This window comes from Albimonas sp. (assembly GCF_055129145.1).
In genome coordinates this window covers 1-23,102 of sequence record NZ_JBSRTQ010000065.1, presented here as the reverse complement: position 1 = coordinate 23,102, position 23,102 = coordinate 1, and the positions used below count along the sequence as shown (strand labels likewise).

The following is a 23,102-nucleotide window of genomic DNA, read 5'->3' as shown; positions in this document are numbered from 1 at the left end:
GCCGCGGCGCCACGGTCCGGCCCTCGCTCGGCCCGGCGGCGCGCTTCCGTCCGTCCGGCCAGGCGCCTCCGGGAGGGCGGCGCGCTCCCGCCGGCCCGGCTTGCGCTCCGCCCGCCGCAAGGTCAGAAACGGGCGCGCAGGGGGCTCATATGCATCATCCCGACCCGACCGCCGACCCGGCCGCCCGGACCCGCGCCGAGACCGGCCCGGACGACGTCGACGACCGCCTCGCCCGGATGCTCGCGTCCGAGCAGCTCGCCCGCAACCGCCTCACCGCCATCGCGGTCACCTGCGCGGTCGCGGCCATCGCCCCGGTGGTCCTGCTGCTCGCCGGCTACCCCGAGGGGCTGTTCTACGTGGCCCTGATGCCGCTGTTCTCCGCGTCGGTCTGGCTGCAATACGGGCTCGCGCGCCGCCGCGGCGCGGGCGGCGGTCACATCTACGCCTTCGTCGCGCTCAACTTCGCGCTGCTCACCCTGATCCTGATCCTGCCCAACCCGATCTCCGCCGCGCCGCTCCCGGCCCCGATGATGCTGCGGCTGGGCAACGTCATCTACTTCTTCATCATGCTCGCCGCCCTCGCCTTCAGCTTCTCGCCGCGCATCGTGCTGTGGGGCGGGTTCTGCGCGGCGGGGTTCTGGAGCCTCGGGCGCGCCTGGGTGCTCAGCCTGCCCGGGGTCACCGCCGATCTCGGCGCGCTCCCCCCGGCCAACCCCGCCTGGGGCGACTTGCCCGAGCTGCGCGGCCTCGACCCCGCCTACATGGACCCCGGCATCTGGGTGCAGGAGGCCGTGGTGATGCTGACGGTCGCCGGGATGCTGGCGATGGTGGTGCGCGGCTCGCGCCGCCTGGTGCTGCGTCAGGTGCGGCTGGAGCGGCGGGGCGCCAACCTCGCCCGCTATCTCCCCGCCCAGATGGCCGAGCGCATGGCCGAAGCCGATTCCCCCTTCGCCACCGACCGCGAGGTGGTGGCCGCGGTGCTGTTCACCGACGTCGTCGGCTTCGCCGGCTGGGCCGAGAGCCGCCCCCCCGATGAGGTCATGCGCCTTCTGCGCGAGGTCCATGGCCTCGTGGCCGAGGCGGTGTTCCGCGCCGGCGGCGTGCTCGACAAGTTCATAGGCGACGGGGCGATGGCGAGCTTCGGGGCGGCGGGGACCATGGGGCCGAGAGGGACCGGACCGGCGGCGGAGGACCCGGCCGAAAGCGCCCGCCGGGCGTTCGGCTGCGTCGACGACATCCTCGCGGGCTGCGAGGTCCTGAACCGCGCCCGCGCCGCCCGGGGCGACGCGCCGCTGCGTCTGTCGCTGGGCCTGCATCTGGGGCCGGTGCTGATCGGCGACGTCGGATCCTCGGGCCGGATGGAGCTCGCCACCGTCGGCGACAGCGTCAACGTCGCCAGCCGGCTGGAGGCGCTGACCCGCGAGCTCGGCTGCGCCGCCTGCGCCTCGGACGCGGCGATCGAGGCGGTCGCGGGAAGCGCTGCGGCGCAAGGCTGGCGCCCGGTCGGCGCGCGGGTCCTGTCGGGCCGCGCCGAGCCGACCGGGGTCTGGGCGCGGGGCGTTGCAGAGCCCGGATGATCCGGAGGCGACCGCCTGATCCGATCTGAAGATTTGCGATCAAAAGACAAAATGGATTTCGCGTCGCGCGAGGTTCCAGCCCTGAGGGCTGCGTTTAGGATTTGCTCACCAACATCTCCCAAGAGTCGAAGCGAGAGCGTCGCGCGAGTCGGCGCGACGGCGAGGAGGTCGATCCATGCTTGTCAGGATGGTCGAAGCGAAGACGTCGCGCGTCGGGACCGTCCGGGCGCGGCGGCGCGGGGCGGCCGATGCGCTGACCGCGGCGTCGTTCATCACCGCATGTCTCGCGGCGCTTTCGATGCTGATCGCCGTGGCGCTGGCCGCACCCTCCTCGGCCCGCGCCGCGCCGATCCAGTTCGGCGCGACCGTCGATCCCGGCCCGGGCGGCCGCGATGCGGGCGTGACCTCGCCCGAGCGCGCGCCCCCCGACCGAACGCGAACCGACCGATTGCGAACCGATGCCGCCGAGGCTCTCGACCCCGCCGCCGCCTCGCCGCCTGCGCCGGCTGCGCGGACCGACCTTCCCGCCCCGCCGACCGCCGCTCCAACCGTCGCGCCAACCACCTCTGTGGAGGCGAGCGTGACCGCGCGCTTCGACGGCGGGCTGATCCCCGACCCCGCCGTGACCTTGCCCGAGGGGCCGGCCTCCGGCCTCGTCGTGCTGTTCTCCGACGGCCCCCGCGGCGCGGCGGAGGCGGAGGCCGCCGCCCGCCTCTCCGCCGCCGGCGCCGCGGTGATCGCCGTCGACAGCCTCGCCCTGATCGCCGCGCTCAACGCTTCGGACCGCGACTGCGCCTACCTGGTCTCGGATATCGAGCGGCTGGGGCGGGAGGTGGCGCGCGCCACCAGCGGCGAGGAGTTCCACGCCCCGATCCTCGCCGGCGCCGGCCTCGGCGGGGCGCTGGCGCTCGACATCCTGACCCAGACCCCGCCGGCGACGCTGGACGCGGTGCTGGTCGCCGATCCCGACGGCGGCGCGCCGCTGACCGCGCCGCTCTGCACCCGCGCCGCGCGGATCGAGGGGGCGCAGGGCGCGGCCTACATCCTTCCCCCCGGTCCGCCCCGCGCCGAGCTGAGCATCGCGCTGACCGCCGACGCGCCCGACCACGCCCGCGCCCGCGTGGCGGCGATGGAGGCGGAAGGCGTGCGTTTCGAGCGGATCGCCCCGGTTCCCGGCGCGTCGGCCGCCCGCGCGCTCTCCGATGCGCTCGCCTTCGCCACGTCGAGGCGGGCGCTGGAGGGAGACGCCCGCGCCCGGGTGGAGCTGCCGGCGCGGCCGACCCGCGGGACCATGGCCATCGTGATCTCCGGCGACGGCGGCTGGCGCGACATCGACCGCAAGCTCGCCCAGGCGCTTCAGGCGGACGGGGTGCCGGTGATCGGCCTCGACGCCCTGCGCTGGTTCTGGACCGAGCGGAGCGCGGCGGAGACGGCGCGGGAACTGGCGCGCCTGATCGACCTCTACGCCGCCCGCTGGGGCACGCCGCATGTGGCGCTGATCGGCTATTCCTTCGGCGCCGGGGTGCTGCCCGAAGCCTTCCTCGCCCTGCCGTCGGCGCATCGCGACCGGGTGGCGCTGATCTCGCTGCTGGGGCTCGCCGGGACCGCGGACTGGGAGATCACGGTGTCGGGCTGGCTGGGATCGAGCTCCGACGCCGCCCGCGCCGTGGCCCCGGCGCTGGCGCGGCTGCCGTTGGAGCGGGTGCAATGCGTGCATGGCAAGAAGGAGGACGACAGCATCTGCCCCACCCTGCGCGGCGGTCCGGCGGACGTGGTGACCACCGAAGGCGGCCATCACTTCGGCGGGGATTACGAGGCGCTGGCGCGGCATGTGCTGACGGCGCTCGACCGGCGGCTGGCGACGCGCGGGGCGCCCGCCCCGCGGGCGGAGGCGGAGAAGACCGGTCCGCCTGGCGCCGCCGCCTCCGCCCCGACCGGCGGCGGCTGACCGCGACGCCTGGCCCGGGCGCCGGTCAGGGCCTCGCGCGGGGCCGCGATCAAGCGAGCGTGAGCGGCTGTGGGCTTCCCGATGCGTCATCCGCTTGTAGGCTTTCGGACGGAGCGCGCAGCCAGGCCCCGGGACCGCCCGATTCGCCTGCGACGGCGCCTGTCCCGGAGTGCCGCCGATGACCGCGACCGTGACGACCCCGTTCCGAGCCGCCGCCGGGTCGCGGCCCGCAGCGCCCCCCAAGCGCCTCCCCGCGCGCCTCCCGACCCGCGCCGCCGGGCTGCTGGCCGCCGCCGCCGCCCTGCTGGCGCCCGCCGCGGCCTTCGCCTCGGCCTGCCAGTCGGTCGCGCAGGTCCTTCCCGACGCCCGCTTCGTGCGCCTGGCCCAGGCCGAGCCCTCCTCCGGCCGGGTCACGTTTCGCTACATCGGCCATTCCACCTACCTGATCGAGACCGGCGGCGGCGTCACCATCGCCACCGACTATTCCGGCTGGTCCGGCCCGGTCGCCATCCCCGACGTGGTCACCATGAACCACGCGCATGAGACGCACTGGACCGCCTCCCCCGACCCCGCCATCCCCCACGCGCTGAAGGGGTGGGGGGAGCCTGGGCAGGGCCCGGCCGCGCATTGGCTCGAGGTCGGCGACGCGCTGGTGCGCAACGTCACCACCGACATCCGCGGCTGGGGCGGCGGGGTGGAGAAGGACGGCAACTCGATCTTCGTCTTCGAGGTCGGGGATCTGTGCATCGGCCATCTCGGCCACCTGCACCACACGCTCGGCCCCGACCATTACGCCGCCATCGGCCGGCTCGACGTGGTGATGGCCCCGGTGGACGGGGGCGCGACGCTGAACCTGCCGGACATGATCGCGCTCCTGAAGCGGGTGCGCGCCTCGGTGGTGCTGCCGATGCACTACTTCGGCTACAGCTCGCTCGACCGGTTTCTGGACGGCATGTCGACGGATTTCCGGATGGTGCGCGCCGACATCCCGGCGCTGACGCTCACCCCCCGCACCCTGCCGACCGAGCCCACGATCTTCGTGCTGCCCCCGGGCGGCTGACCCCGTCGCCGCAGGCGACGAACCCGAGCGCAGCGAGGCTCTTCCTACCGCCGCAGGCGACGAACCCGAGCGCAGCGAGGCTCTTCCTACCGCCGAAGGCGACGAACCCGAGCGAGGCGAGGCTCTTCCTGCCGCCGCAGGCGGAAACCCCGAGCGAAGCGAGGCTCGCGCCCCGTCCCCGCAAGGGGCGCTCAGGCCACGGCCAGCAGCGCCTCGGCCACCCGGTCGGCCTGGCCGGCGTTCATCCCCGCCAGGTTGATCCGTCCGCCGGCCACCACGTAGATCCCGAACGCCTCGCGCAGCCGGTCGACCTGCGCGGGCGAGAGGCCCAGCAGCGAGAACAGGCCTCGCAGGTCGCCCAGATGGCTCAGGTCCTGACCGCCGGGCCGGGCGGCGAGCGCCTCGGCCAGCGCCCGGCGATTGCCGGCGATGCGCAGACGCATGCTTTCCAGTTCCGCCGCCCAGTCGGCGCGCAGGGCGGCGTCCGACAGCACCACCCGCACCAGCGCCCCGCCATGGTCGGGCGGCATCGAGTGGATGTTGCGGTTGATCCCCTCCAGCGTCGCCTGCACCACGGCGCGGCGCGCGGGATCGTCGAGCGTGGCGAAGACCGCGCCGGCCCGGTCGCGATAGAGCCCGAAATTCTTCGAGCACGACACCGCCGCCAGCGCCTCGGGCACGGCGTCCATCATGCCGCGGATGCCGGCGCAGTCCGCCTCCCAGCCTTCGCCGAAACCGGCATAGGCCATGTCGATCAGCGGAATCCAGCCGCGGCGGGCGGCGATGTCGGCCAGCGTCGCCCATTGGCCCGCGTCGGGGTCCATGCCGGTCGGGTTGTGGCAGCAGCCATGCAGCAGGACCACGTCGCCCGGGCCCAGGGTCTCCAGCCGCGCGGCCATGGCGTCGAAGTCGAGGGCGCGCACCGCGCGGTCCGCATAGGGGTATTCCGCCACCGCCAGCCCCACGCCGCGGAACACCGCGGGGTGATTGGGCCAGGTCGGGGCGGGCAGGTGGACCACGGCGTCGGGCCGGGCCGCGCGCAGCAGGCGGGCCAGCACGAACAGCGCGCCGGAGCCGCCGGTGGCCTGGCAGGCGGCGGCGCGGGATTGCAGGGGCGCGCCCAATGTCTCCACCCCCAGCAGGCGGCAGAATTCCAGGTCGCCGGCGAGGCCCACATAGGTCTTGGTGGTCAGGGTGTCGGCCATGCGCCGCTCGGCCTCCGCCACGGCGCGGAACACCGGGGTCTGGCCGGTCTCGTCGCGATAGACCCCGGGGCCCAGATCCACCAGATCGGGGCGCGGATCGGCGCGGAACCGCGCCATCAGCGCCAGGATCGGGTCGGTTTCGGGCGGGGGCAGGGCCTCGAACATCGGGCGGCCTTTCGGGCGTGAGCGGCGGGCGTCGGTAACGGCGGAGGGCAGAAAGCGCGAACCGGGACCGGGGCGCAAGAGGTGGGGGCGCAAGAGGCGGCGCCGGATCGTCCCGGGCGGCGTCAGAGGTCGAGGCGGCGGAAGCCGGTGGGCGCGCCGGCCGAGCCCGCAGCGATCCGTGCCGCGGCGATCTCCAGCGGCTCGACGGCGCAGGCCATGTGGTGGGCGTTGGCGTGCAGCAGCCGCGTCTCGTCCAGCATCACGCCGACATGGCCCTTCCAGAACACCAGGTCGCCGCGCCGCAGCGCCTCGCGCGCCACCGGGGCCCCGCATTCGGCCTGCATGTCGCTGTCGCGCGGGCAGTCGAACCCCGCCGCCCAGCGGGCCGCCTGCACCAGGCCCGAACAGTCGATCCCCAGCGCCGAGCCCCCGCCCCAGAGGTAAGGCGCGCCGAGAAACCGCTCCGCCTCCGCCACCCAGTCGCTCGCCCGGGTCCCGGCCTCCGCCACATGCTGGGCGGGGGCGCAGCCGCGGCGGGTGACCAGCCAGTCGCCCTCCACCGCGCCGCACAGCAGCGCGTTCATCGGCAGGGGCGTCAGCGGCGCGGTCTTCAGGTCCGGCCCCGGATAGAGATGCGACAGCGTCGCGGTCACCCGGTGGGTCGCGGGGCCGTTCGCCGCCTCCAGCGCCTCGGCCGGCACGTAGCCGACATAGCCGTCCCGGCTCGCCTGCCCCCAGGCGAGGCCGCCGGCGCTCTCATAGACCTCGAACGTCGCGCCGTAGACCAGCTCGGAGGCCAGCGCCCTGGCGCCGGGGCGGGCGCGCATCGGCGCCACCCCCATCGCCACCCGCATCCGGACCGGGGAGGCGTAGCGCCCCGCCTCCACTTCGCCGCGCAGCCGTTCGGCGGCGAGGTCGGGGCGCGCCGGGGTCAGGCGGGGGTCGAGGACCGCGGCGGCCATCACGCGGCCCCCGCGCCGTAGCGGGCTTCGAGCACCGACCAGCAGGCCCGGATCGCCTGGGCCTCGCCGCCGCGCGGGCGGCCGGGGCGGGCGGAGGGGGTCCAGCCGTAGACGTCGAAATGGGCGAAGGCGTGGGCCTGGCCGACGAAGCGGCGCAGGAACAGCGCCGCGGTGATCGAGCCCGCCATGCCGCCGGAGGGCGCGTTGTCGAGATCGGCGATGGCAGGTTCGATCTGCTCCTCGTAGCCATCCCAGAAGGGCATCCGCCAGATCGGGTCGGCGACCGCGGCCGAGGCCTCGGCCAGCGCGGCGGCGAGCGCGTCGTCGTCGGTGTAGAACGGCGGCAGTTCCGGCCCCAGCGCCACGCGGGCGGCGCCGGTGAGGGTGGCGAAGCACAGCATCAGCTCGGGCGCGTCCTCGTCGCCGCGGGCCAGCGCGTCGGCCAGCACCAGCCTTCCCTCGGCGTCGGTGTTGTTGATCTCCACCGTCAGGCCCTTGCGTGACATCAGCACGTCGGAAGGGCGGAAGGACGAGGCCGAGACCGCGTTCTCCACCGCCGGGATCAGCACCCGCAGGCGGGCCTTCAGGCCCGAGGCCATGGCGATCCGCGCCAGTCCGAGCACCTGGGCCGCGCCGCCCATGTCCTTCTTCATCAGGCCCATGGACGACCCGGGCTTCAGGTTCAGCCCGCCGGTGTCGAAGGCGACGCCCTTGCCGACCAGCGTCACGGCGGGCGCGTCTTCGGGCCCCCAGCAGAGCGTGATGAAGCGCGGTTCGCGCCCCGGCGCGGCGGCGCGGCCGACCGCGTGGATCATCGGGTAATTCGCTTCCAGCAGCGCGTCGCCGGCGATGACCGAGACGGTCGCGCCATGTTCGTCCGCCAGCGCGCGGGCCGCGGCCTCGATCTCCGCCGGGCCCATATGCTCGGCGGGCGTGTCGATCAGGGCGCGGGTCAGCGCGACGCCGTCGGCGATGCGCTGGGTGGCGGCGGCGTCGACGCCCGCGGGGACCACGAGGCGGGCATCGGCCAGCGTCGCGGGCTTGTAGCGGGTGAAGCGGGTGCGCGACAGCAGCCAGGCGAGGGCCGAGCTCGCCTCCGCCCCCGGGGCCGCGGCCGCATCCAGCGCGTAAGTCCCTGCGGGCAGGCTCTCCGCCGCCCGGCCGAGATCGAAGCGGGAGCGCTTCCGCGCCTTGGCGTCGCCCCAGCCGAACAGCACCGCGGCAAGCGCGCCGTCCGGCCCCGGCAGCAGGCAGATCTGGCCGAGCCGCGCCTTGAAGTCGGTCGCCTCGGCCCAGGCGCGCTGGGCGGGGACGAGCGCCTCCAGCGCCGCGTCCAGGCCATCCTTCGGCACCAGGCGCAGCGGCGTGGCGGCGGCCGCCTCGGCGGGGTCGGCCAGGCGCTCGGCTACGGGCAGCGCGGGGCGTTCGGGTTCGGTCATCGGGCTTGGCCTTTGTCGCGGCGGATGCTGGAGGATCGGGCGGCCAGCCTAGCGACGCGCGCGGCGGGCGCAAGCGACGCGCCGCGGAACTTAAAGCGCCCGCGTCGGCGCGTCGGGTGGCGAAACCGGCCCTGACGCGCCATGTTGGGATGAGACCGATCCCGAAACCCACGGCGCCCGCCCCGCGGCGCCGGAACCAGGAGCGCCGGCATGCAGAGCCGCAATCCGTTCTTCGACGACATTTCCAAGCTGATGACCTCCGCCGCCGGCGTCGCCCAGGGCGCCCGGGCCGAGGCCGAGACTGCGTTCCGCGGCTGGATCGAGCGCTGGATGGCCGACAACGACTTCGTCACGCGCGAGGAATTCGACGCGGTCCGCGACATGGCCGTGAAGGCGCGCGAAGAGAACGAGGCGCTCGCGGCCCGCATCGCCGCCCTCGAAGGCCGGCTCTGACCGGCGGGCCTGACTTTCAGGGGCGGCGTCAGAGCCGCCCCTGGTTGACCCGTTTCGAAAGCGCCTCTGCGGTTTCGCGCCGCTCCGAATAACGGTCGGTCAGCGCGTCGGATCGCCCGCGGATCATCAGGGTGAAGCGGGCGAGCTCCTCCATCACATCGACGATGCGGTCGTAGTAGGGCGAGGCGCGCATCCGCCCGGCCTCGTCGAACTCGTCCCAGGCCTTGGCGACCGAGGACTGGTTGGGGATGGTCACCATCCGCATCCAGCGTCCGAGGATGCGCATCTGGTTGACTGCGTTGAAGCTTTGCGACCCGCCGCAGACCTGCATGACCGCCAGCGTCTTGCCCTGCGTGGGCCGCACGCCGCCGAGGCTCAGCGGCAGCCAGTCGATCTGCGCCTTCATCACGCCGGTCATCGCCCCGTGCCGTTCGGGGGAGGACCAGACCATCCCCTCCGACCACACCGCCAGCGCGCGCAGTTCCGTCACCTTGGGGTGATCCTCGGGCGCGCCGTCGGGGAAGGGCAGGCCGAACGGGTCGAAGCTCCGCGTCTCGCAGCCGAAGAGGCGCAGCAGGCGGCCTGCCTCCTCGGCGGCGAGGCGGGAATAGGACCGGGCGCGCAACGATCCATGCAGCAGCAGGATCCGCGGCTTGTGGCCGGGATCGCCCGGCGCGGCGTAGAGCGCGGGGTCGAGCGGTTGCACGCAGGCGGCGTCGAGCGCCGGGAAGTCGTCGGGGACGTCGGGGGCCTCGGTCACTTGCGCACCACCTCGCCGTCTTCCTTGGCGAAGGCGCCGATATCGGGGTTTCCCAACAGGTCCGGCGCCGTCTCCGGCGGCCGGCGCAGGCGGGCTCCGTGGGGCGTCTCCACGAAGGGCCGCTCGATCAGGATCGGATGGGCGAGCATCGCGTCGATCAGGGCCGCGTCGTCCACCGCCGGGTCGTCGAGGCCGAGCGCGTGGTAAGGGGCGCCCTTGCGGTGCATGATCTCGCGCACCGGCCGGCCGATGGCGGCGATCAGCCCCTCCAGCCGCGCGCGGTCGGGCGGGGTTTCGCGGTAGGGCGCCACCTGCGGCTCGATCCCCGCCGCGCGGATCATCGCCAGCGTGTTGCGCGAGGTCCCGCAGGCGGGGTTGTGGAAAATCGTGACGGTCATGCGGGGCCTCCGTCGGCAGGGAACCAGGAGCGGGTGCGGTTGGCGAAGGCGACCAGCGACAGCATCACCGGCACCTCGACCAGCACGCCGACCACGGTGGCGAGCGCCGCGCCCGAGCCGAGGCCGAAGAGGCTGATCGCGACGGCCACCGCCAGTTCGAAGAAATTCGACGTGCCGATCAACGCGCAGGGGGCCGCGACCTCGAACGGCACGCGCAGGGCGCGGGCGGCGAGATAGGCGATGAAGAAGATGCCGTAGGACTGGATCAGCAGGGGCGTGGCGATCAGCGCGATGGCGAGCGGCCGGTCGAGGATCACGGACCCCTGAAAGCCGAAGAGCAGCGTGACGGTGAACAGCAGGCCGGCGATGGAGGCGGGGCGCACGCGGTCCTTGAACGCCTCCACCGCCGCCTCTCCGCCCCTCCGGACCAGTCGTGCGCGCATCGCGACGCCGGCGAGCAGCGGCAGGACCACGTAGAGCCCGACCGACAGCAGCAGCGTGTCCCACGGCACCTGTATGTCGCCCACCCCCAGCAGGAAGGCCACGAGCGGCGCGAAGGCGAAGATCATGATGACGTCGTTCACGCTGACCTGGACCAGCGTGTAGGCGGCGTCGCCGCGGGTGAGGTTGGACCACACGAACACCATGGCGGTGCAGGGCGCGGCGCCGAGCAGGATCAACCCGGCCAGCCACTCGCGCCCCTCCGCCGGGTCGATCAGCCCGGCGAAGACGTGCTGGAAGAACAGCACGCCGAGGGCCGCCATGGTGAAGGGCTTGATCAGCCAGTTGACCGCCAGCGTGATGGCGAGCCCGCGCGGCCGGGCCCCGACCTGGGCGAGGGAGCCGAAGTCGATGCCCACCATCATCGGCCAGACCATCGCCCAGATCAGGACCGCCACCGGCAGGTTGACCTTGGCGACCTCCCATCCCGCCAGCGCGCCGAAGACGCCGGGCGCGAGCTCTCCCAGCGCCAGCCCCGTGGCCATGGCGAGCGCGACCCACAGGGTCAGCCATTTCTCGAAGCGGCCCAGGCCGCCGGGGGCGAGGGGCGGGGCGTCGGTCATGCGGAGGGTTCCTCGTGGGGGCAGGCGATCTCGTCGATCAGGGGACGGCAGAGCTCGGGGCGACCGCCGCAGCAATCCTCCAGCAGGAAACCCAGCAGGCGCTTCAGTCCGTCGAGGTCGGCGAAATAGCGGATGGCGCGGCCCTCGCGCCGGTTCCGGATCAGCCGGGCCTGCACAAGGATCGCGAGATTGGCCGAAAGCGTGTTGTGCCGGACCTCCAGCCGCTCGGCGATCTCGCCGGCGAGGAGGCCCGCATCCCCCGCCCCGATCAGCAGGCGGAACACGTCGAGCCGCATGGGCTGGCTGAGGGCTGCGAAGGCGGCGAGGGCGTCTGTCGATTCCATAATTCGAGAATTATCGACATAAAAGATGCGACGCAAGCGGCTCATGCGGAGCCGCCGCGCGCCGGAGCACGCCCCCGGATGGGGTTGATGCAAGTCATTCGATTTGTTGAGGACCGTTGGAGCGGGCGAGGCGATTCGAACGCCCGACCCTAACCTTGGCAAGGTCATTGCTCATACCTTAAGCGCTTGGTCTGAAAGCGTTTCGCTTCACCTGCGCGCTACCGTGTTCCCGTATTGTCCGGGGGTTTCTGTGCGGTATCTGTGCGGAGGCGCTGCGCATCATGCCTGACCTCGCCTCGCTGCACCCCCGCCTTTCCCGGCTGATCCCGCGGCTCGCATCGGACTCCGAGGGTGAAGTGATCGCGACCGTGCGCGCGATCCGCAACGTCCTGGGCAAGGCCGGGTTGGACCTCCATGACCTCGCCGCCGGCCTTCCGGTTCCGCCTCCCGAGCCCGCGGACTGGGAGGAAGCGTTGCGCTTCGTGGCGCAGGAAATGGCGATCCTGACGGATAGCGAAGCCCGCTTCATCCGCAACCTGCGCCGATTCGCGAACGCCGGCACTGGATGGGCTCCGACGCCCCGCCAGGCGCAATGGCTTGAGGCGATCCGCGCCGAGCTGGCCGGGGAGGTTCCTGATGCCTGATTGGAACCGCGACCGCTTCGACTGGATGCAACAGATCATCGCCGACCCCGCCCGATCCGGGACGGCCAAGCTGATCGCCGCCATCCTCGCCACCCGCTTCGCCAACGCTGAGACCGGCGAGGCATACCCCTCCAAGGCGACGCTGGCCGAGGCCGTGAGCCGCTCTGAGCGCATGGTGCAGATCGCCATTCGCGAGATGGAGGACGCCGGCTGGCTGGCCGTTTCACGCGGCCGAGGGCGGGGCCGATCCTCGACCTATTCGCTCGCTTTCCCGGCCGGCTGCGAGCCGGATAAAAGGGGAAATGTGGTTCCTCTTTCCGAGGCGCGCGAGCAGCGGAAAAGGAGAAATGAGCGACACGAAAAAGGAGAAATGGATTTCTCCCCCATTCTTGAACCAAGTATTGATCCAAGGGCGCGCGCGCGAGGCGACCGCCCGTCTCGGCCTTCGACCGACCGTTCCGAGCCGGCCCGAGCCCGAGGCCCGGCGATCCCCGAACAATTCGTGGCCTGTCCCAAGCGGCTTGCGGCCTGGTCGGACTGGCTGGCCCGAAACGGCTGGCCGTCGCTCGACGTGATGGGCCTTCGAACGCAGAGAATGGGCGAGGCTGGGGCGTTGGTCCCCTTCGGCTGGCCCCCCGCTCGCCGAGACGTGGAGGACGCCCGCACGGCCCTTCGGTTCTTCAGCCTCAAGGCCGGGGGCGCGCCGCTGCGGGCTTCGCCTGACGGCGTGGCGGCGAGCGGCTGAGGGTATTTGTGATGAAAAAATGCACGCAATATCAGTCGATTACGGGTCCCTCTGGCCCCGAACGTATACGGGTCGCTTTAGCGCACCAGTTTATTAGCGTGAAGCCGCTGAAAAGGCTGAACTAATCCGCCATGGACCTCCCCTTCGACAACCTTGAGGCGACCAACGCCCCGCCCCCCGTGGTCTCGAAATCGGCCTTCGCCGAAGAGCTGGGGCTGTCGAGGGCGCGTGTTTCGCAGCTTGTCGAAAAGGGGTTGCCGCTCACGCCTGAGGGCAAGGTTCGCCGGGCCGAGGCGCTGACCTGGTATCAGGCGAACATCGCCCCGCATCGCCGCAAGGCGCTGGCCGACAAGCCCCACGCCGACCCGCGGCGCGAGTTGGACCGGCTCAAGGTCGAAGCCGCGACGCTCGACCTGGACAAGGCCCGCGGGAACCTGATCGACCGACGCACCGTCGAGCGGGTCGTCTTCGAGCGCGCCCGGATGGAGCGGGACGCGCATCTGGGCTGGATCAGCCGCATCGCGCCCGAGCTGGCCGCCGAGATCGGGGCCGACGCCGCCGCCACCTTCGCCGCTCTCGACCGCCTGATGCGCGATCACCTCGCGCAGCTCGCCGAAACCCCGCTGGACCCTCTCGCCGATGCCTGATGATTTCGCCGTGGTCGATGCCGCATGGCGCGCCGGCATGATGCCCGAGCGCCAGCTCAGCGTCTCCGAATGGGCCGACCGCTTCCGCTTCCTCCCCCCGACCTCCGCTGAACCCGGCCGTTGGCGCACTGATCGAGCGCCCTACCTGGGCGAGATCATGGACGCGCTCAGCGTCGGTTCACCGTTCGAGCGGGTCGTCTTCGTGAAAGGCGCGCAGCTCGGCGGGACCGAAGCCGGCCTCAACTGGCTGGGCTACATCGTCCACAACGCGCCTGGTCTCGCGCTTCTGGTGATGCCGAGCTTGGACATGGTTCGCCGCAACACCCGGACCCGCATCGACCCCATGATCGAAGCCACGCCCGAGCTGCGCCGGCGCATCGCCCCGGCCCGGTCGCGCGACAGCACCAACACCGCTTTCGCCAAGGCGTTCCCCGGCGGGCAAATCGTGATGACGGGCGCCAACTCGGCCGCCGGCCTCCGCTCGACCCCCGCGCGCTACCTGTTCCTGGACGAGGTGGACGCTTTCCCCGACGATGCGGACGGCGAGGGCGATCCTGTAGACCTCGCCGTGAAGCGGACGGCGACCTATCGAGGCCGGCGGAAAATCCTCCTGGTCTCGACCCCGACCATCAAGGGCGAGTCCCGTATCGAAGCCGCCTACCTGGAATCCGACCAACGCCGGTTCTTCATCCCGTGCCCGAGCTGCGACACGTTCCAGACGCTCGAATGGGGGAACATCAAGTGGCCCGAGGGGCGCCGGGGCGACGCCTACGCCATGTGCCAGGCGTGCGGAGGGGTGATCGAGGACCGCGACAAGTCCCGCCTGCTGGCCCGTGGCGAGTGGCGCGCCACGGCCCCCGGCGACGGCCGCACTGCCGGCTTTCACCTGTCGTCGCTCTATTCGGTCTTCGAGACCTTCGGCGAGATCGCCGAGGCTCACGGCAAGGTCCGCAAGGATCCGGCACGCCTGCAGGTGTGGGTGAACACCTGCCTCGGCGAGACGTGGGAGGATCAGGGCGGCGAGGTGATCGACGCCGGCGGGCTGCTGGCTCGACGCGAGACCTTCGGCGACGAGCTGCCGGCGGGCGTGGTTCTTCAGACCGCAGGCGTGGACGTGCAGGCGGATCGGTTGGAGGTGCAGCGAGTCGGCTGGGGCGCCGGGGAACAGGCCTTCGTCCTGGACCATCGGGTTATCTGGGGCGATCCGTCCGGGCCTGACATATGGCATGATCTGGACGCCTTCCTGCTGCGGCGCTGGCCCCACGCCCGCGCGGTCCCGGACATGGCCCTGCGCGCCGTCGCCCTGGACACGGGCGGACGCAACACCGCCGCGGCCTATGAATTCGTTCGCACCCGCCTGCGCCGGCGCGTGTGGGGCATCAAGGGGCGGGGCGGGCAGGGCGTCCCCGCGTGGCCGCGAACCGTGTCGAAGGGCAAGGGCGGTGCCCCTGTCTTCATCGTCGGGGTGGACGGGCTGAAAGACCAGCTCGCCGCCCGTCTTGCCGTCGTCGAGCATGGCCCCGGCTGCATCCGCTTCGACGCCGGCCTCGGCCCTGAATGGTTCGATCAGCTCACGGCCGAGAAGGTCCGCACCCGGTATGTGAACGGCCGGCCGATCCGGTCATGGGAGCCGAAGCGGGCCGGCATCCGCAACGAGGCGCTGGATTGCCACGTCTACGCCTCGGCCGCGCTGCGCGGGCTGTTCGTGCAGGGGCTGGATCTTGAACGTGAGGCGACGGCACTGGATGCGGTCCCGCGTAAGGCCGAGACCGCGCGGAGTATTCCGGCAACGGCTCGACGAACGATCATTAGATCGAGATGGATAGACCTATGATTTGCGTGTCTCGCAATATCAAAGGTCGCACTCCTGAAACTTTCCGTTAAATCGCGCCTCTGCCTCGCCGATGGCTAGAAATTCAATATAAAATGCAGACCCCTCCGATCTCCAATTTTCGCCACGGCGCTCGTCAATATATCTCGCCTTAAAGAGATTTTTTTGGGGGCTTGCAAGTATTTCAACCCTCACGCCTTCAATGAAGCCTTTCCGGGTTGGCTTCATTGCGTCTCTATCTTCCCCCCTCAAATTGTCCGACCTCAGTTGCGTTATGGTGTCTCCATAGAGCCATGTCATCATTTTTTGGCTTCCTAAAATAATGGAGTGGTCGGCGCACGAAATAAGTTCTTTAGACGTGTGGTCTGGGTCGAATATCAACTGAGAGCGTGTCTTGGTCTGCATGAGGCTCTCGAGAAGTGGAAAAAAATCTAAGTCGTTGGCTACTATTATTGCCTGATCAATATTCCCCCTCATGGCATGCGTTAGGCAATCTACGGCAAGTAAGATGTCCGCGCCCTTTTGGTCCTGCTTCTTGCTGCGTCTAGTAAGGGCGCGTCGAACGCTTACGTTTTCAAAGCGAGAAATATCATAAAAGAACGCTTCTTTCTCAGCCTCTTTTTTTGCGAACTCCGATGCGCTCTCATTATTACGTTGAGATGGAAGCGAGTCATAGTAAAAATATCGTTCCGCACCTTGAAAAATACGCTTATAATCTATTCTTGCGGTAATTCCGTTTTCGCTCAATCTGTCGATGAACTTGTCGATAGATTTCTGTAGGCTCGCGCCATCTATAAACATATAACGCGTCGGCAAATCAAGCCCCCCCTGTTTTTGCGCTTGCTGCGATGTAAGTCCAAGGCCAAGACCAACTCTCATAGTTGCTCAATCTCCTATCGAAGGTTTCTCCTATTTATTCTGGAGTCGAACCCCTGCGCCTCCTCCGTTCGCCGGAATAAAGACTACGCCCGCCACTTCGAGCGCACCGCGAAGGGCATCTAAGTTCCTGCGCTGAGGCGTGCGCTCGCCCTTCTCAAAACTGATCAACGTTCGGACAGCCACTCCTGCCGCTTCTGCGAGTTGCTCCTGAGACCAACCGATTAGACCGCGCGCGGCTCTACATTGCTCTGCCTGCATTCAGGACTTGCAGAAAATCTGCAACCTCTGCTATCTATGGGATTGCATGTTATCTGTAAGTTCATCGGAGCGCCAACATGGAAATGACCCGCCGCACCGCCCTCGCCGCCCCTGCCGCCTGCGCCGTCTTATTATCCCCCGCGGCCTTCGCCGCTCCCTCCGACGCGCCGACCGCGCTGGACGCGATCCTCGCTGAGCTGCTGACGGTCGAGCGGGAAATGAACCGCGTCTACGGCATCATCCTTGCCATGCCCCGGCCGGAACACATCGAGGCGGAAGCATCCCTTCTTCCGCCGCTCGAAGCACGTGAGTGGGCGCTGATGGAGCAAGCCGTCGCCGCCTCGCCGGAGCATCCGCGCGACGTGGCCGCCCTGGTGCGCATCGCTGGATCGCTTTTCAGCGGCGGGATGGCCCTCGCGCCCGGAGCGTCCCGCTTCAACCCCGAAGCGCAGAACTTCAATGGTTGGGCTGGCGACCTGGATGGGCGCGTGTTGCGAGCGACCTACCGCGCCGCCTTAGCGATGGCCTGAGGATCATAGCCGAGAAGGGTTGATAAACACGACTTCGGTATGTAGTGTTAATAAACACTACAGGAGGGCGATCATGAAGCGCGTTAAATTCGCGGATGTCTGCGCGGAGGCCGGGGTGGAGCGAACCCGCATCGTTGAATGGCGGCGCAAGGGCATCTTTCAGCCAGCGCATCAGGATCCCGGCCATGGGGTTGCGACCCTCCTGACCTTCGGCGAGGCGTTTGTGCTGGCTGTTGCCGCCCGCCTCTCCGAGCTGGGCGTCCCGCCTGCCGTGGCCGTTGCCGCTGCACGTGCCGCCCGCTTGTCCAGCGAAGGCGTGCCCGCGTTCCTGGTGGTTTCAACAGGAAGCATCGCGCCAAAGCTGGCGAAGCTCTATGCGGCCGACGCTCCGGCTGAAGCCGATGATGATCCCGAAGCCAATGTGCCTGCCATGACCGATGCGGACGGGGCCGTTCGCGGCAGCGCCCGCAATCCCGGCCCGTTCGCCTACGTGTCGATTGCCGGCCCCGACCTTCTCGACCGTCTCGCCGACCCTCGGCGCCGGGCCTCCACGGTCGTCGCGCTCGACCCCATCGAACGCACCATCAAAGACCTGTTCGAACGCGAGGGTATCGAAGGTTGAGCGCGCGATACCGGGATTTCGGCGGCGCTATGGGGCGCCGCTGAAATAGGGCGGAGCTGGAGCTACGCCCCCCGTCTGGTCCGCCTGCGCTCCGCGCTGACACGGGCGGACCACCACAAGTTTCAGATGGAGGTGACGATGAAGAATTTCGTGCAGACGGGCGACACCATGACCGTGACCGCCCCCGCCACCGTCGCCAGCGGCGGCGGCGTCCTGGTCGGCCTGCTGTTCGGCGTGGCCGCCCATGACGCCGCCATCGGTGCGGCGGCCGAGATCGTGACGCGGGGCGTCTTCGACCTGCCGAAGACCTCGGCCGAGGCGTGGACGGTCGGGGCCGCGATCTTCTGGGACGATGACGGCGACGGCTGCACCACGGCCGAGGACGCCGGCAACGTGCTGATCGGCGTGGCCGCCGCCCCGGCCGCGGACCCCTCCGCCACCGGCCGCGTCCGCCTCAACGGCGCCGCCCCCGCCGCCGCCCTGTCGGCCTGAGCCTCGCTCCGATGCGCCTGCGCCCCGGCCTCCCCGCCCGCCTGTTTCCCCGCCTGTTCCGCCGTATGGCCGACAGCGCGGCCCGCCGGTCCTATGACGGGGCCGGCGGCGGGCGGCGCTGGGGCGGGGCGCAGTCCATGGCAGCGCCGAACACCGCCGCGCTGGCCGCGCGCGGGCCGATCCTGTCCCGCGCTCGCTACCAAGTCGCGAACAATCCCTACGGGACCGCGGCCGTCGAGACGGTCGCGTCCTCCCTGACGGGCTCCGTGGGCATCCGTCCGCAGTCCGCCCACACGACCCCCGGCGAGCGTTCCGCGATCAATGACGCCTTCGCCGTCTGGTCCGAGGACGTGTCCGGTGACGGGCGCGTGAATTTCGCCGCGCATCAGGCCGAAGTCGCCCGCGCCCTGGTGCGCGATGGCGAGGCATTCATTCTGATGCGCGCATGGGAGGGCGAGGGCCTGCGCCTTCAGTTGCTCGACCCGAACCAGGTGGACCCGTCGCTGCACCGCGACCTTGGCGATGGCGCCCGGATCGTCGCCGGCATCGAATTCGACGCCGAGGGCCGGCGGGTCGCCTACTACGTTTTCGACGACTCCACCGACCTGCCGTTCGCCTCCAACCTCACGCCCCGCCGCCTGCCCGCCGCCGACATTCTCCACGTCTTCCGGGCGCAGTTCCCCGGCCAGGTCCGCGGCCTGAGCTGGCTGGCGCCGGTCCTGCTGCGCCTCGCCGACCATGACGGCGCCGAAGACGCCCTCCTGGTGCGGCTGAAGACCGAAGCCATGTTCGCCGGCTTCATCTATGAGCAGGGACCGGGCGCAGGCGGTTTCGAGGGGGCCGAGGCCGGCGGGCTGATGGAGGCGGGCATGGAGCCCGGAACCCTCCACGTTCTTCGTCCCGGTCAGGACATCAAGTTCGCCACCACGCCGGCTGGCTCCGGCGCCGCGGGCGAGTTCCTGAAGGCGCAGCTTCGCGGCATCGCCTCGGGAATCGGTGTGACCTATGAGCGCCTGAGCGCCGACCTTTCGGGCGTGAACTATTCGTCAATTCGCGCGGGCGAGCTGGATTTCCGCCGCCGCATGGAAGCTGTCCAAGATCAGGTCCTGATCCCGCAGGCGCTGCGCCCGATCTGGCGGCGTTGGATCACCCTCGAAATTCTGGAAGGCCGCCTCGCCGCCCCCGGCTTCGAGGCCGATCCGCGCCCGTGGCTTGCCGCGACCTTCATCCGTCCGGGCTGGCCGCAGGTCGACCCCGAAAAGGAAATCAACGCCGAAGTCGCCGCCGTCGCCGCGCGGTTCAAGTCGCGCCGCGAAGTCGTCGCTGGCCGTGGTCGCGACCTCGACCAGCTCGACGCCGAAATCGAGGCCGATGGCGTCCCGACCGCCCCCGCCGTCCCGGAGGCCGCCGCATGAACGCTCCCGTCCGTCCCGCCGCCCTGCGCCTCGACCTGCGCCCCCGGACCCTGGACCGCGAAGCGCGCACCGTCGAAGCCGTCGCCAGCACCGGCGCCCCCGTGCGCCGTCCCGGCTTCGTGGAGCTGATCCCCGTGGAAGCCGCGGACCTGTCGCGCCTGGTCGGGGGGCCGGTTCTGAACGCGCACCGCATGGGCTCGACCGAAGACATTCTCGGCGTGGTGGACGCGGCGCGGGTCGAAGGCGGCGCGCTGATCGTCACGCTTCGCCTTTCAGCCCGCGCCGCCCTGGACGACGTGCTGGCCGACATCGAGGCCGGCATCCTGCGCGGCGTGTCGCTGGGCTACCGGATCGACGCCTTCGCCGATCAGCGCGCCCGCGACGGCACGGTCACGCGCACCGCGACACGCTGGACCCCGGTTGAAATCTCTCTCGTCCCCGTCCCGGCCGATCCGGGCGCAACCATCAGGAGCACCCCCATGGACCCCGAAGACGTGACCGAGGATCGCCCCGCGTCGGCCGCCGCGCTCGAGAACCGCGCGCAGGTGAATTCGGAGATTCGCCAGATCGGCCGCCTCGCCGGCCTCGGCCGCGAATGGTCCGACGCGCAGGTGGACGCCTCCGCCACGATCGATGCGGCCCGCGCCGCGGCCTTCGCCGAAATGCAGACCCGCAGCGCGCAGCCGATCCGCACCCCGCGGGCCGAAGTGCTGCACGACAACGACGCGCCCGAGATCCGCGCGGCTCGCATCGGCGAAGCCCTCTACGCCCGCATCAACCCCGCGCATGAGCTGAGCGACCCCGCCCGGCCCTTCGCCGGCCTGTCCACCGCCGACATGGCGCGGGACATGCTGAAGCGCGCGGGCGTCTCGACCACGGGCCTCGCGCCCGCCTCTCTGGTCACGCGCGCCCTGCACACCACGTCCGACTTCTCCCTGATCCTGGGCGACACCGTGGGGCGCACCCTGCGCGCCGCCTACGCCGCCGCGCCGGCGGGCGTGAAACAGGCAGCCGCGGCGACAACCGCCCGCGACTTCCGCGCCAAACATCGCCTTCAGCTCGGCGAGGCCCCCGAGCTGCTGAAGGTGGGCGAAAGCGGCGAGTTCACGCATGGGACCATGGCCGAGGCGACCGAGTCCTATGCGGTTGAGACCTTCGGCCGGATCATCGCGATTTCGCGCCAAGCGATCATCAACGATGACCTCGGCGCCTTCGCCAGTCTTTCCACGCGCTTCGGCCAGGCCGCGGCGCAGTTCGAGGCGAAGACCCTCGCCGACCTCCTGGTGAGCAATCCGGCGATGGCGGACGCCCTCGCCTTGTTCCACGCGGATCATGGGAACCTCGCCGGATCGGGAGCGCCGCCGTCCCTCGCCACCCTGACCGCCGCCAAGGTCGCCATGCGCCGCCAGAAGGGCATTTCGGGCGAGCCGATTTCGGTCACGCCGAAATCCTTCGTGGTGGCGCCCGAGCTGGAAGACCTCGCCCTGTCGCTGGTGACGCAGACCACCCCCGCCAGCACCAGCGACGTGAACCCCCACACCGGACTTTCCGTGATCGTGGAGCCCCGCTTCGCGAACACCGCGGCCTGGTATCTGGCCGCCTCGCCCTCCGAGATCGACGGGCTCGAATACGCCTATCTGGAAGGCGCCCCCGGCCCGCAGATCGAAAGCCGCAACGGTTTCGAAGTGGACGGCGTGCAGATCAAGGTCCGGCTGGATTTCGGCGCCGGCTTCGTCGACTGGCGCGGCTGGTATCGCAATCCGGGGGCGTGACCCATGGCCCTTTCGGTATCCGAGCTGGAAACCCTGCGCGACACCCTTCTGCGGGCGCGCTACGCGGGCGTCATGACCGTCTCGACCAGCGGCAAGTCGATAACCTACCAGTCGGAGGCCGACATGGGCCGCGCGATCAATGACCTTGAGCGGCGCATCGCCGCCGCTCAAGCGACAGGTCCGACGCGCCAGGTGCGCGTCTCGACTTCCAAGGGACTTTGAGGGAAGGCGACCGCGCGATGCTGGATCATGAGCTTATGACCCTTCAGGACGCTGCGGCGCGGCTTCCTGCCTCGATCACCGTCAACACGCTCCGCGGCCTGATCCGAGAAAGCAGGCTTCCATATCGGAAGATCGGACGGCGCCTCTACCTCACGCCCGGAGATCTTTGGAGCCTCACGCAATGCCCCGAAAACGCCTCCCTGCCCGCCTCTACCAGCGCCCCGACACGGGCGAATGGATCATCCGCGACGGCCATGTCACCCGGCGGACGGGATGCGGCGATGGCGACCGCGGAGGCGCTGAGGCAGCTCTCCAAGCCTACATCGCGACCCGCGCGCCCGAGCGCCGCCGTGGTCCCGCTGCCCCGCACGAGCTAACCGTCGGCGAAGTGCTGGCGCGCTACGGCGCCGACCGCGGCCCCAAGGCTGTCGGCAAGGTGACGATGGCGAACAACATCACTCGGCTGGCGGGTTTCTGGGGCGACCTGACTTGCGACCTGGTGAAGGGCTCCACCTGCGCCGCCTATGAGCGCCACAGGGCGAAGCCGCGCACGAACGAGGCCGGCCAGACCTTCACGGCCGGCACGGCCACCGTGCGGCGTGAACTGGGCGTGCTGCAAGCTGCGCTGAGATATGCCCACGCCGAGGGAATGCTTGTGCATCCCATTCAGGTGACGCTGACCGAGTCGGGGCTTCCCCGCGACCGCTGGCTCACGCGGGCGGAGGCGGCGAAGATCCTTCGCGCCGCCGCCCCGCACGCCCGTCGGTTCATCCTGCTGTCGCTCTACACCGGGCGTCGCATGAGCGCCGTTCTGCAACTGACGTGGGCGCGGGTCGACCTTGAGCGGGGCGTGGTCCGCTTTCGTGAGGACGGTCAGCGGGAGACGAAGAAGCGGAGGGGCGAATGCAGGCTCCCGAGGCAACTGGCGAACCACCTTCGGCGCTGGAAGGCCCTTGCGAGGCCCGGTGAGACGCATGTGGTGGCGTTCCGGGGTCGGCCTGTCGCTTCGATCAAGACGGCCGTACGGCGCGCCTGTGAACGGGCGGAGATCACCGAGGACGTGACGCAGCACGCGCTCAAGCATACCGCGATCACCTGGGCGATGATGGCGGGTCTCGATGTGGAGGACGCGGCGGAATACTTCGACACCAGCCCCGCCACGATCCGAAACCACTACTGGCACCACAGCCCAAATCATCAGGCGCGCGGCGTCGCAGCAATGGAGCGCAGACGATGAAACTGTGCGGGAAACTGTGCGCCCGGTATGGTCGAAACCGGGTAACCGTTGGAGCGGGCGAGGCGATTCGAACGCCCGACCCTAACCTTGGCAAGGTTATGCTCTACCCCTGAGCTACGCCCGCATCCTTCGGTGAGCGGTGAATTACAGAGATTCGCGAGGCGGTGCAAGAGGTCCGCAACGCCAAATTCGCAGGGTTTCGCAAAGTCATCGCGACCGGCCGGATTTCCGTGCGATCCGCGGCGTGGGTCGGCCCTGGACGGGGGGCATGAAACGGAAAACGCCGCCTCGCGGGGGCGAGACGGCGTCTGGTTGGTCCGAAGGTCGAGGGGCCCGATCGGCGCGCGGATCAGTGCCCGGTGCGGCCCAGCACGACGCGGACGGTGCGCATGATGATCCTGATGTCGAGCGCGAAGCTGAGGTCGCGGCAGTA

General features: G+C 70.4%; 24 protein-coding genes and 2 tRNA genes. 15 read left to right on the top strand and 11 right to left on the bottom strand.

Annotated features, from left to right (window positions below):
• Positions 1-149 precede the first annotated feature (149 nt).
• The 3 genes from ACTB72_RS11770 to ACTB72_RS11760 all read left to right on the top strand — a co-directional run bounded on the left by ACTB72_RS11770 (position 150) and on the right by ACTB72_RS11760 (position 4,585).
• Positions 150-1,577, top strand: a complete 1,428-nt coding sequence (locus ACTB72_RS11770) for an adenylate/guanylate cyclase domain-containing protein (RefSeq protein ID WP_463037184.1) — start codon at positions 150-152, stop codon at positions 1,575-1,577.
• A 175-nt stretch (positions 1,578-1,752) separates the two neighbouring features.
• Positions 1,753-3,525, top strand: coding sequence for an AcvB/VirJ family lysyl-phosphatidylglycerol hydrolase (locus ACTB72_RS11765; protein ID WP_463037183.1), 1,773 nt, complete (start codon positions 1,753-1,755; stop codon positions 3,523-3,525).
• Positions 3,526-3,703: 178 nt separating this feature from the next.
• Entirely contained in the window at positions 3,704-4,585 is an 882-nt protein-coding gene (locus tag ACTB72_RS11760; RefSeq protein ID WP_463037182.1) for an MBL fold metallo-hydrolase, read from the top strand.
• 191 nt (positions 4,586-4,776) lie between these two features.
• Here the strand turns inward: ACTB72_RS11760 and ACTB72_RS11755 are convergent, their stop codons facing one another.
• From ACTB72_RS11755 to ACTB72_RS11745, 3 genes are all read right to left on the bottom strand, one after another.
• Positions 4,777-5,955: an amino acid aminotransferase gene (locus tag ACTB72_RS11755; protein ID WP_463037181.1), complete on the bottom strand. Its 1,179-nt coding sequence runs from the start codon at positions 5,953-5,955 to the stop codon at positions 4,777-4,779.
• Between the two features lie 122 nt (positions 5,956-6,077).
• Positions 6,078-6,917, bottom strand: a complete 840-nt coding sequence (locus ACTB72_RS11750; RefSeq protein WP_463037180.1) for a C40 family peptidase — start codon at positions 6,915-6,917, stop codon at positions 6,078-6,080.
• Positions 6,917-8,356 carry a leucyl aminopeptidase family protein gene (locus tag ACTB72_RS11745; protein ID WP_463037179.1) on the bottom strand — a complete coding sequence of 480 codons (1,440 nt, stop codon included), beginning with the start codon at positions 8,354-8,356 and terminating at the stop codon, positions 6,917-6,919. The genes ACTB72_RS11750 and ACTB72_RS11745 overlap by 1 nt, the downstream gene beginning before the upstream one ends.
• Positions 8,357-8,566: 210 nt before the next feature.
• Here ACTB72_RS11745 and ACTB72_RS11740 point away from each other — a divergent pair, with 210 nt between their 5' ends.
• Positions 8,567-8,809: an accessory factor UbiK family protein gene (locus ACTB72_RS11740; RefSeq protein ID WP_463037178.1), complete on the top strand. Its 243-nt coding sequence runs from the start codon at positions 8,567-8,569 to the stop codon at positions 8,807-8,809.
• 28 nt (positions 8,810-8,837) lie between these two features.
• Here ACTB72_RS11740 and arsH read toward each other — a convergent pair whose 3' ends face one another.
• From arsH to ACTB72_RS11715, 5 genes are all read right to left on the bottom strand, one after another.
• On the bottom strand, positions 8,838-9,569 hold the full coding sequence (gene arsH / locus ACTB72_RS11735; RefSeq protein WP_463037177.1) for an arsenical resistance protein ArsH: 732 nt from the start codon (positions 9,567-9,569) through the stop codon (positions 8,838-8,840).
• Positions 9,566-9,967: an arsenate reductase (glutaredoxin) gene (gene arsC, locus ACTB72_RS11730; RefSeq protein WP_463037176.1), complete on the bottom strand. Its 402-nt coding sequence runs from the start codon at positions 9,965-9,967 to the stop codon at positions 9,566-9,568. The genes arsH and arsC overlap by 4 nt, the downstream gene beginning before the upstream one ends.
• Positions 9,964-11,031 carry an ACR3 family arsenite efflux transporter gene (gene arsB / locus ACTB72_RS11725; RefSeq protein WP_463037175.1) on the bottom strand — a complete coding sequence of 356 codons (1,068 nt, stop codon included), beginning with the start codon at positions 11,029-11,031 and terminating at the stop codon, positions 9,964-9,966. Before arsB ends, arsC begins: the two co-directional genes overlap by 4 nt.
• Complete coding sequence (locus ACTB72_RS11720; protein WP_463037174.1) at positions 11,028-11,375, bottom strand: ArsR/SmtB family transcription factor; 348 nt, start codon at positions 11,373-11,375, stop codon at positions 11,028-11,030. The genes arsB and ACTB72_RS11720 overlap by 4 nt, the downstream gene beginning before the upstream one ends.
• Positions 11,376-11,492: 117 nt before the next feature.
• Positions 11,493-11,592 (bottom strand) — tRNA-Gly (locus tag ACTB72_RS11715).
• A 64-nt stretch (positions 11,593-11,656) separates the two neighbouring features.
• On the opposite strand from ACTB72_RS11715, the gene ACTB72_RS11710 reads away from it, so the two are divergent.
• The 4 genes from ACTB72_RS11710 (at position 11,657) to ACTB72_RS11695 (ending at position 15,245) form a co-directional block, all read left to right on the top strand.
• Entirely contained in the window at positions 11,657-12,019 is a 363-nt protein-coding gene (locus tag ACTB72_RS11710) for a hypothetical protein (RefSeq protein WP_463037173.1), read from the top strand.
• Positions 12,012-12,764 (top strand): helix-turn-helix domain-containing protein, encoded by a 753-nt coding sequence (locus tag ACTB72_RS11705; RefSeq protein WP_463037172.1) that lies wholly within the window; start codon positions 12,012-12,014, stop codon positions 12,762-12,764. Before ACTB72_RS11710 ends, ACTB72_RS11705 begins: the two co-directional genes overlap by 8 nt.
• Positions 12,765-12,895: 131 nt before the next feature.
• Positions 12,896-13,411, top strand: coding sequence for a hypothetical protein (locus ACTB72_RS11700; protein ID WP_463037171.1), 516 nt, complete (start codon positions 12,896-12,898; stop codon positions 13,409-13,411).
• Positions 13,404-15,245: a phage terminase large subunit family protein gene (locus tag ACTB72_RS11695; RefSeq protein WP_463037170.1), complete on the top strand. Its 1,842-nt coding sequence runs from the start codon at positions 13,404-13,406 to the stop codon at positions 15,243-15,245. Before ACTB72_RS11700 ends, ACTB72_RS11695 begins: the two co-directional genes overlap by 8 nt.
• 18 nt (positions 15,246-15,263) lie before the next feature.
• Here ACTB72_RS11695 and ACTB72_RS11690 read toward each other — a convergent pair whose 3' ends face one another.
• Positions 15,264-16,121, bottom strand: a complete 858-nt coding sequence (locus tag ACTB72_RS11690) for an NYN domain-containing protein (RefSeq protein ID WP_463037169.1) — start codon at positions 16,119-16,121, stop codon at positions 15,264-15,266.
• 30 nt (positions 16,122-16,151) lie between these two features.
• A complete protein-coding gene (locus tag ACTB72_RS11685) occupies positions 16,152-16,379 on the bottom strand; it encodes a helix-turn-helix domain-containing protein (protein WP_463037168.1) in 228 nt (75 codons plus the stop codon).
• 77 nt (positions 16,380-16,456) lie between these two features.
• On the opposite strand from ACTB72_RS11685, the gene ACTB72_RS11680 reads away from it, so the two are divergent.
• The 7 genes from ACTB72_RS11680 to ACTB72_RS11650 all read left to right on the top strand — a co-directional run bounded on the left by ACTB72_RS11680 (position 16,457) and on the right by ACTB72_RS11650 (position 22,669).
• Entirely contained in the window at positions 16,457-16,909 is a 453-nt protein-coding gene (locus ACTB72_RS11680) for a hypothetical protein (RefSeq protein ID WP_463037167.1), read from the top strand.
• Between the two features lie 73 nt (positions 16,910-16,982).
• Positions 16,983-17,531, top strand: coding sequence for a hypothetical protein (locus ACTB72_RS11675; protein WP_463037166.1), 549 nt, complete (start codon positions 16,983-16,985; stop codon positions 17,529-17,531).
• Positions 17,532-17,669: 138 nt separating this feature from the next.
• Positions 17,670-18,023 carry a DUF2190 family protein gene (locus tag ACTB72_RS11670; RefSeq protein ID WP_463037165.1) on the top strand — a complete coding sequence of 118 codons (354 nt, stop codon included), beginning with the start codon at positions 17,670-17,672 and terminating at the stop codon, positions 18,021-18,023.
• 11 nt (positions 18,024-18,034) lie between these two features.
• Positions 18,035-19,438, top strand: coding sequence for a phage portal protein (locus tag ACTB72_RS11665; RefSeq protein WP_463037164.1), 1,404 nt, complete (start codon positions 18,035-18,037; stop codon positions 19,436-19,438).
• Complete coding sequence (locus tag ACTB72_RS11660) at positions 19,435-21,210, top strand: prohead protease/major capsid protein fusion protein (RefSeq protein WP_463037163.1); 1,776 nt, start codon at positions 19,435-19,437, stop codon at positions 21,208-21,210. The genes ACTB72_RS11665 and ACTB72_RS11660 overlap by 4 nt, the downstream gene beginning before the upstream one ends.
• A 3-nt stretch (positions 21,211-21,213) precedes the next feature.
• The gene (locus ACTB72_RS11655) at positions 21,214-21,432 is read left to right on the top strand and encodes a phage head-tail joining protein (RefSeq protein WP_463037162.1); all 219 of its coding nucleotides are present in this window, start codon (positions 21,214-21,216) and stop codon (positions 21,430-21,432) included.
• A 181-nt stretch (positions 21,433-21,613) separates the two neighbouring features.
• The gene (locus ACTB72_RS11650; RefSeq protein WP_463037161.1) at positions 21,614-22,669 is read left to right on the top strand and encodes a tyrosine-type recombinase/integrase; all 1,056 of its coding nucleotides are present in this window, start codon (positions 21,614-21,616) and stop codon (positions 22,667-22,669) included.
• 49 nt (positions 22,670-22,718) lie between these two features.
• Here ACTB72_RS11650 and ACTB72_RS11645 read toward each other — a convergent pair.
• Positions 22,719-22,793, bottom strand: a tRNA-Gly gene (locus tag ACTB72_RS11645).
• Positions 22,794-23,102: the final 309 nt, after the last annotated feature.

Excerpts from the sequence above, each read along its gene's own strand:
- ACTB72_RS11770 (WP_463037184.1), top strand. The coding sequence starts at position 150 with ATGCATCATCCCGACCCGACCGCCGACCCGGCCGCCCGGACCCGCGCC.
- ACTB72_RS11765 (WP_463037183.1), top strand. The coding sequence starts at position 1,753 with ATGCTTGTCAGGATGGTCGAAGCGAAGACGTCGCGCGTCGGGACCGTC.
- ACTB72_RS11760 (WP_463037182.1), top strand. The coding sequence starts at position 3,704 with ATGACCGCGACCGTGACGACCCCGTTCCGAGCCGCCGCCGGGTCGCGG.
- ACTB72_RS11755 (WP_463037181.1), bottom strand. The coding sequence starts at position 5,955 with ATGTTCGAGGCCCTGCCCCCGCCCGAAACCGACCCGATCCTGGCGCTG.
- ACTB72_RS11750 (WP_463037180.1), bottom strand. The coding sequence starts at position 6,917 with ATGGCCGCCGCGGTCCTCGACCCCCGCCTGACCCCGGCGCGCCCCGAC.
- ACTB72_RS11745 (WP_463037179.1), bottom strand. The coding sequence starts at position 8,356 with ATGACCGAACCCGAACGCCCCGCGCTGCCCGTAGCCGAGCGCCTGGCC.
- ACTB72_RS11740 (WP_463037178.1), top strand. The coding sequence starts at position 8,567 with ATGCAGAGCCGCAATCCGTTCTTCGACGACATTTCCAAGCTGATGACC.
- arsC (WP_463037176.1), bottom strand. The coding sequence starts at position 9,967 with ATGACCGTCACGATTTTCCACAACCCCGCCTGCGGGACCTCGCGCAAC.
- arsB (WP_463037175.1), bottom strand. The coding sequence starts at position 11,031 with ATGACCGACGCCCCGCCCCTCGCCCCCGGCGGCCTGGGCCGCTTCGAG.
- ACTB72_RS11720 (WP_463037174.1), bottom strand. The coding sequence starts at position 11,375 with ATGGAATCGACAGACGCCCTCGCCGCCTTCGCAGCCCTCAGCCAGCCC.
- ACTB72_RS11710 (WP_463037173.1), top strand. The coding sequence starts at position 11,657 with ATGCCTGACCTCGCCTCGCTGCACCCCCGCCTTTCCCGGCTGATCCCG.
- ACTB72_RS11705 (WP_463037172.1), top strand. The coding sequence starts at position 12,012 with ATGCCTGATTGGAACCGCGACCGCTTCGACTGGATGCAACAGATCATC.
- ACTB72_RS11700 (WP_463037171.1), top strand. The coding sequence starts at position 12,896 with ATGGACCTCCCCTTCGACAACCTTGAGGCGACCAACGCCCCGCCCCCC.
- ACTB72_RS11695 (WP_463037170.1), top strand. The coding sequence starts at position 13,404 with ATGCCTGATGATTTCGCCGTGGTCGATGCCGCATGGCGCGCCGGCATG.
- ACTB72_RS11690 (WP_463037169.1), bottom strand. The coding sequence starts at position 16,121 with ATGAGAGTTGGTCTTGGCCTTGGACTTACATCGCAGCAAGCGCAAAAA.
- ACTB72_RS11685 (WP_463037168.1), bottom strand. The coding sequence starts at position 16,379 with ATGCAGGCAGAGCAATGTAGAGCCGCGCGCGGTCTAATCGGTTGGTCT.
- ACTB72_RS11680 (WP_463037167.1), top strand. The coding sequence starts at position 16,457 with ATGGAAATGACCCGCCGCACCGCCCTCGCCGCCCCTGCCGCCTGCGCC.
- ACTB72_RS11675 (WP_463037166.1), top strand. The coding sequence starts at position 16,983 with ATGAAGCGCGTTAAATTCGCGGATGTCTGCGCGGAGGCCGGGGTGGAG.
- ACTB72_RS11670 (WP_463037165.1), top strand. The coding sequence starts at position 17,670 with ATGAAGAATTTCGTGCAGACGGGCGACACCATGACCGTGACCGCCCCC.
- ACTB72_RS11665 (WP_463037164.1), top strand. The coding sequence starts at position 18,035 with ATGCGCCTGCGCCCCGGCCTCCCCGCCCGCCTGTTTCCCCGCCTGTTC.
- ACTB72_RS11660 (WP_463037163.1), top strand. The coding sequence starts at position 19,435 with ATGAACGCTCCCGTCCGTCCCGCCGCCCTGCGCCTCGACCTGCGCCCC.
- ACTB72_RS11655 (WP_463037162.1), top strand. The coding sequence starts at position 21,214 with ATGGCCCTTTCGGTATCCGAGCTGGAAACCCTGCGCGACACCCTTCTG.
- ACTB72_RS11650 (WP_463037161.1), top strand. The coding sequence starts at position 21,614 with ATGCCCCGAAAACGCCTCCCTGCCCGCCTCTACCAGCGCCCCGACACG.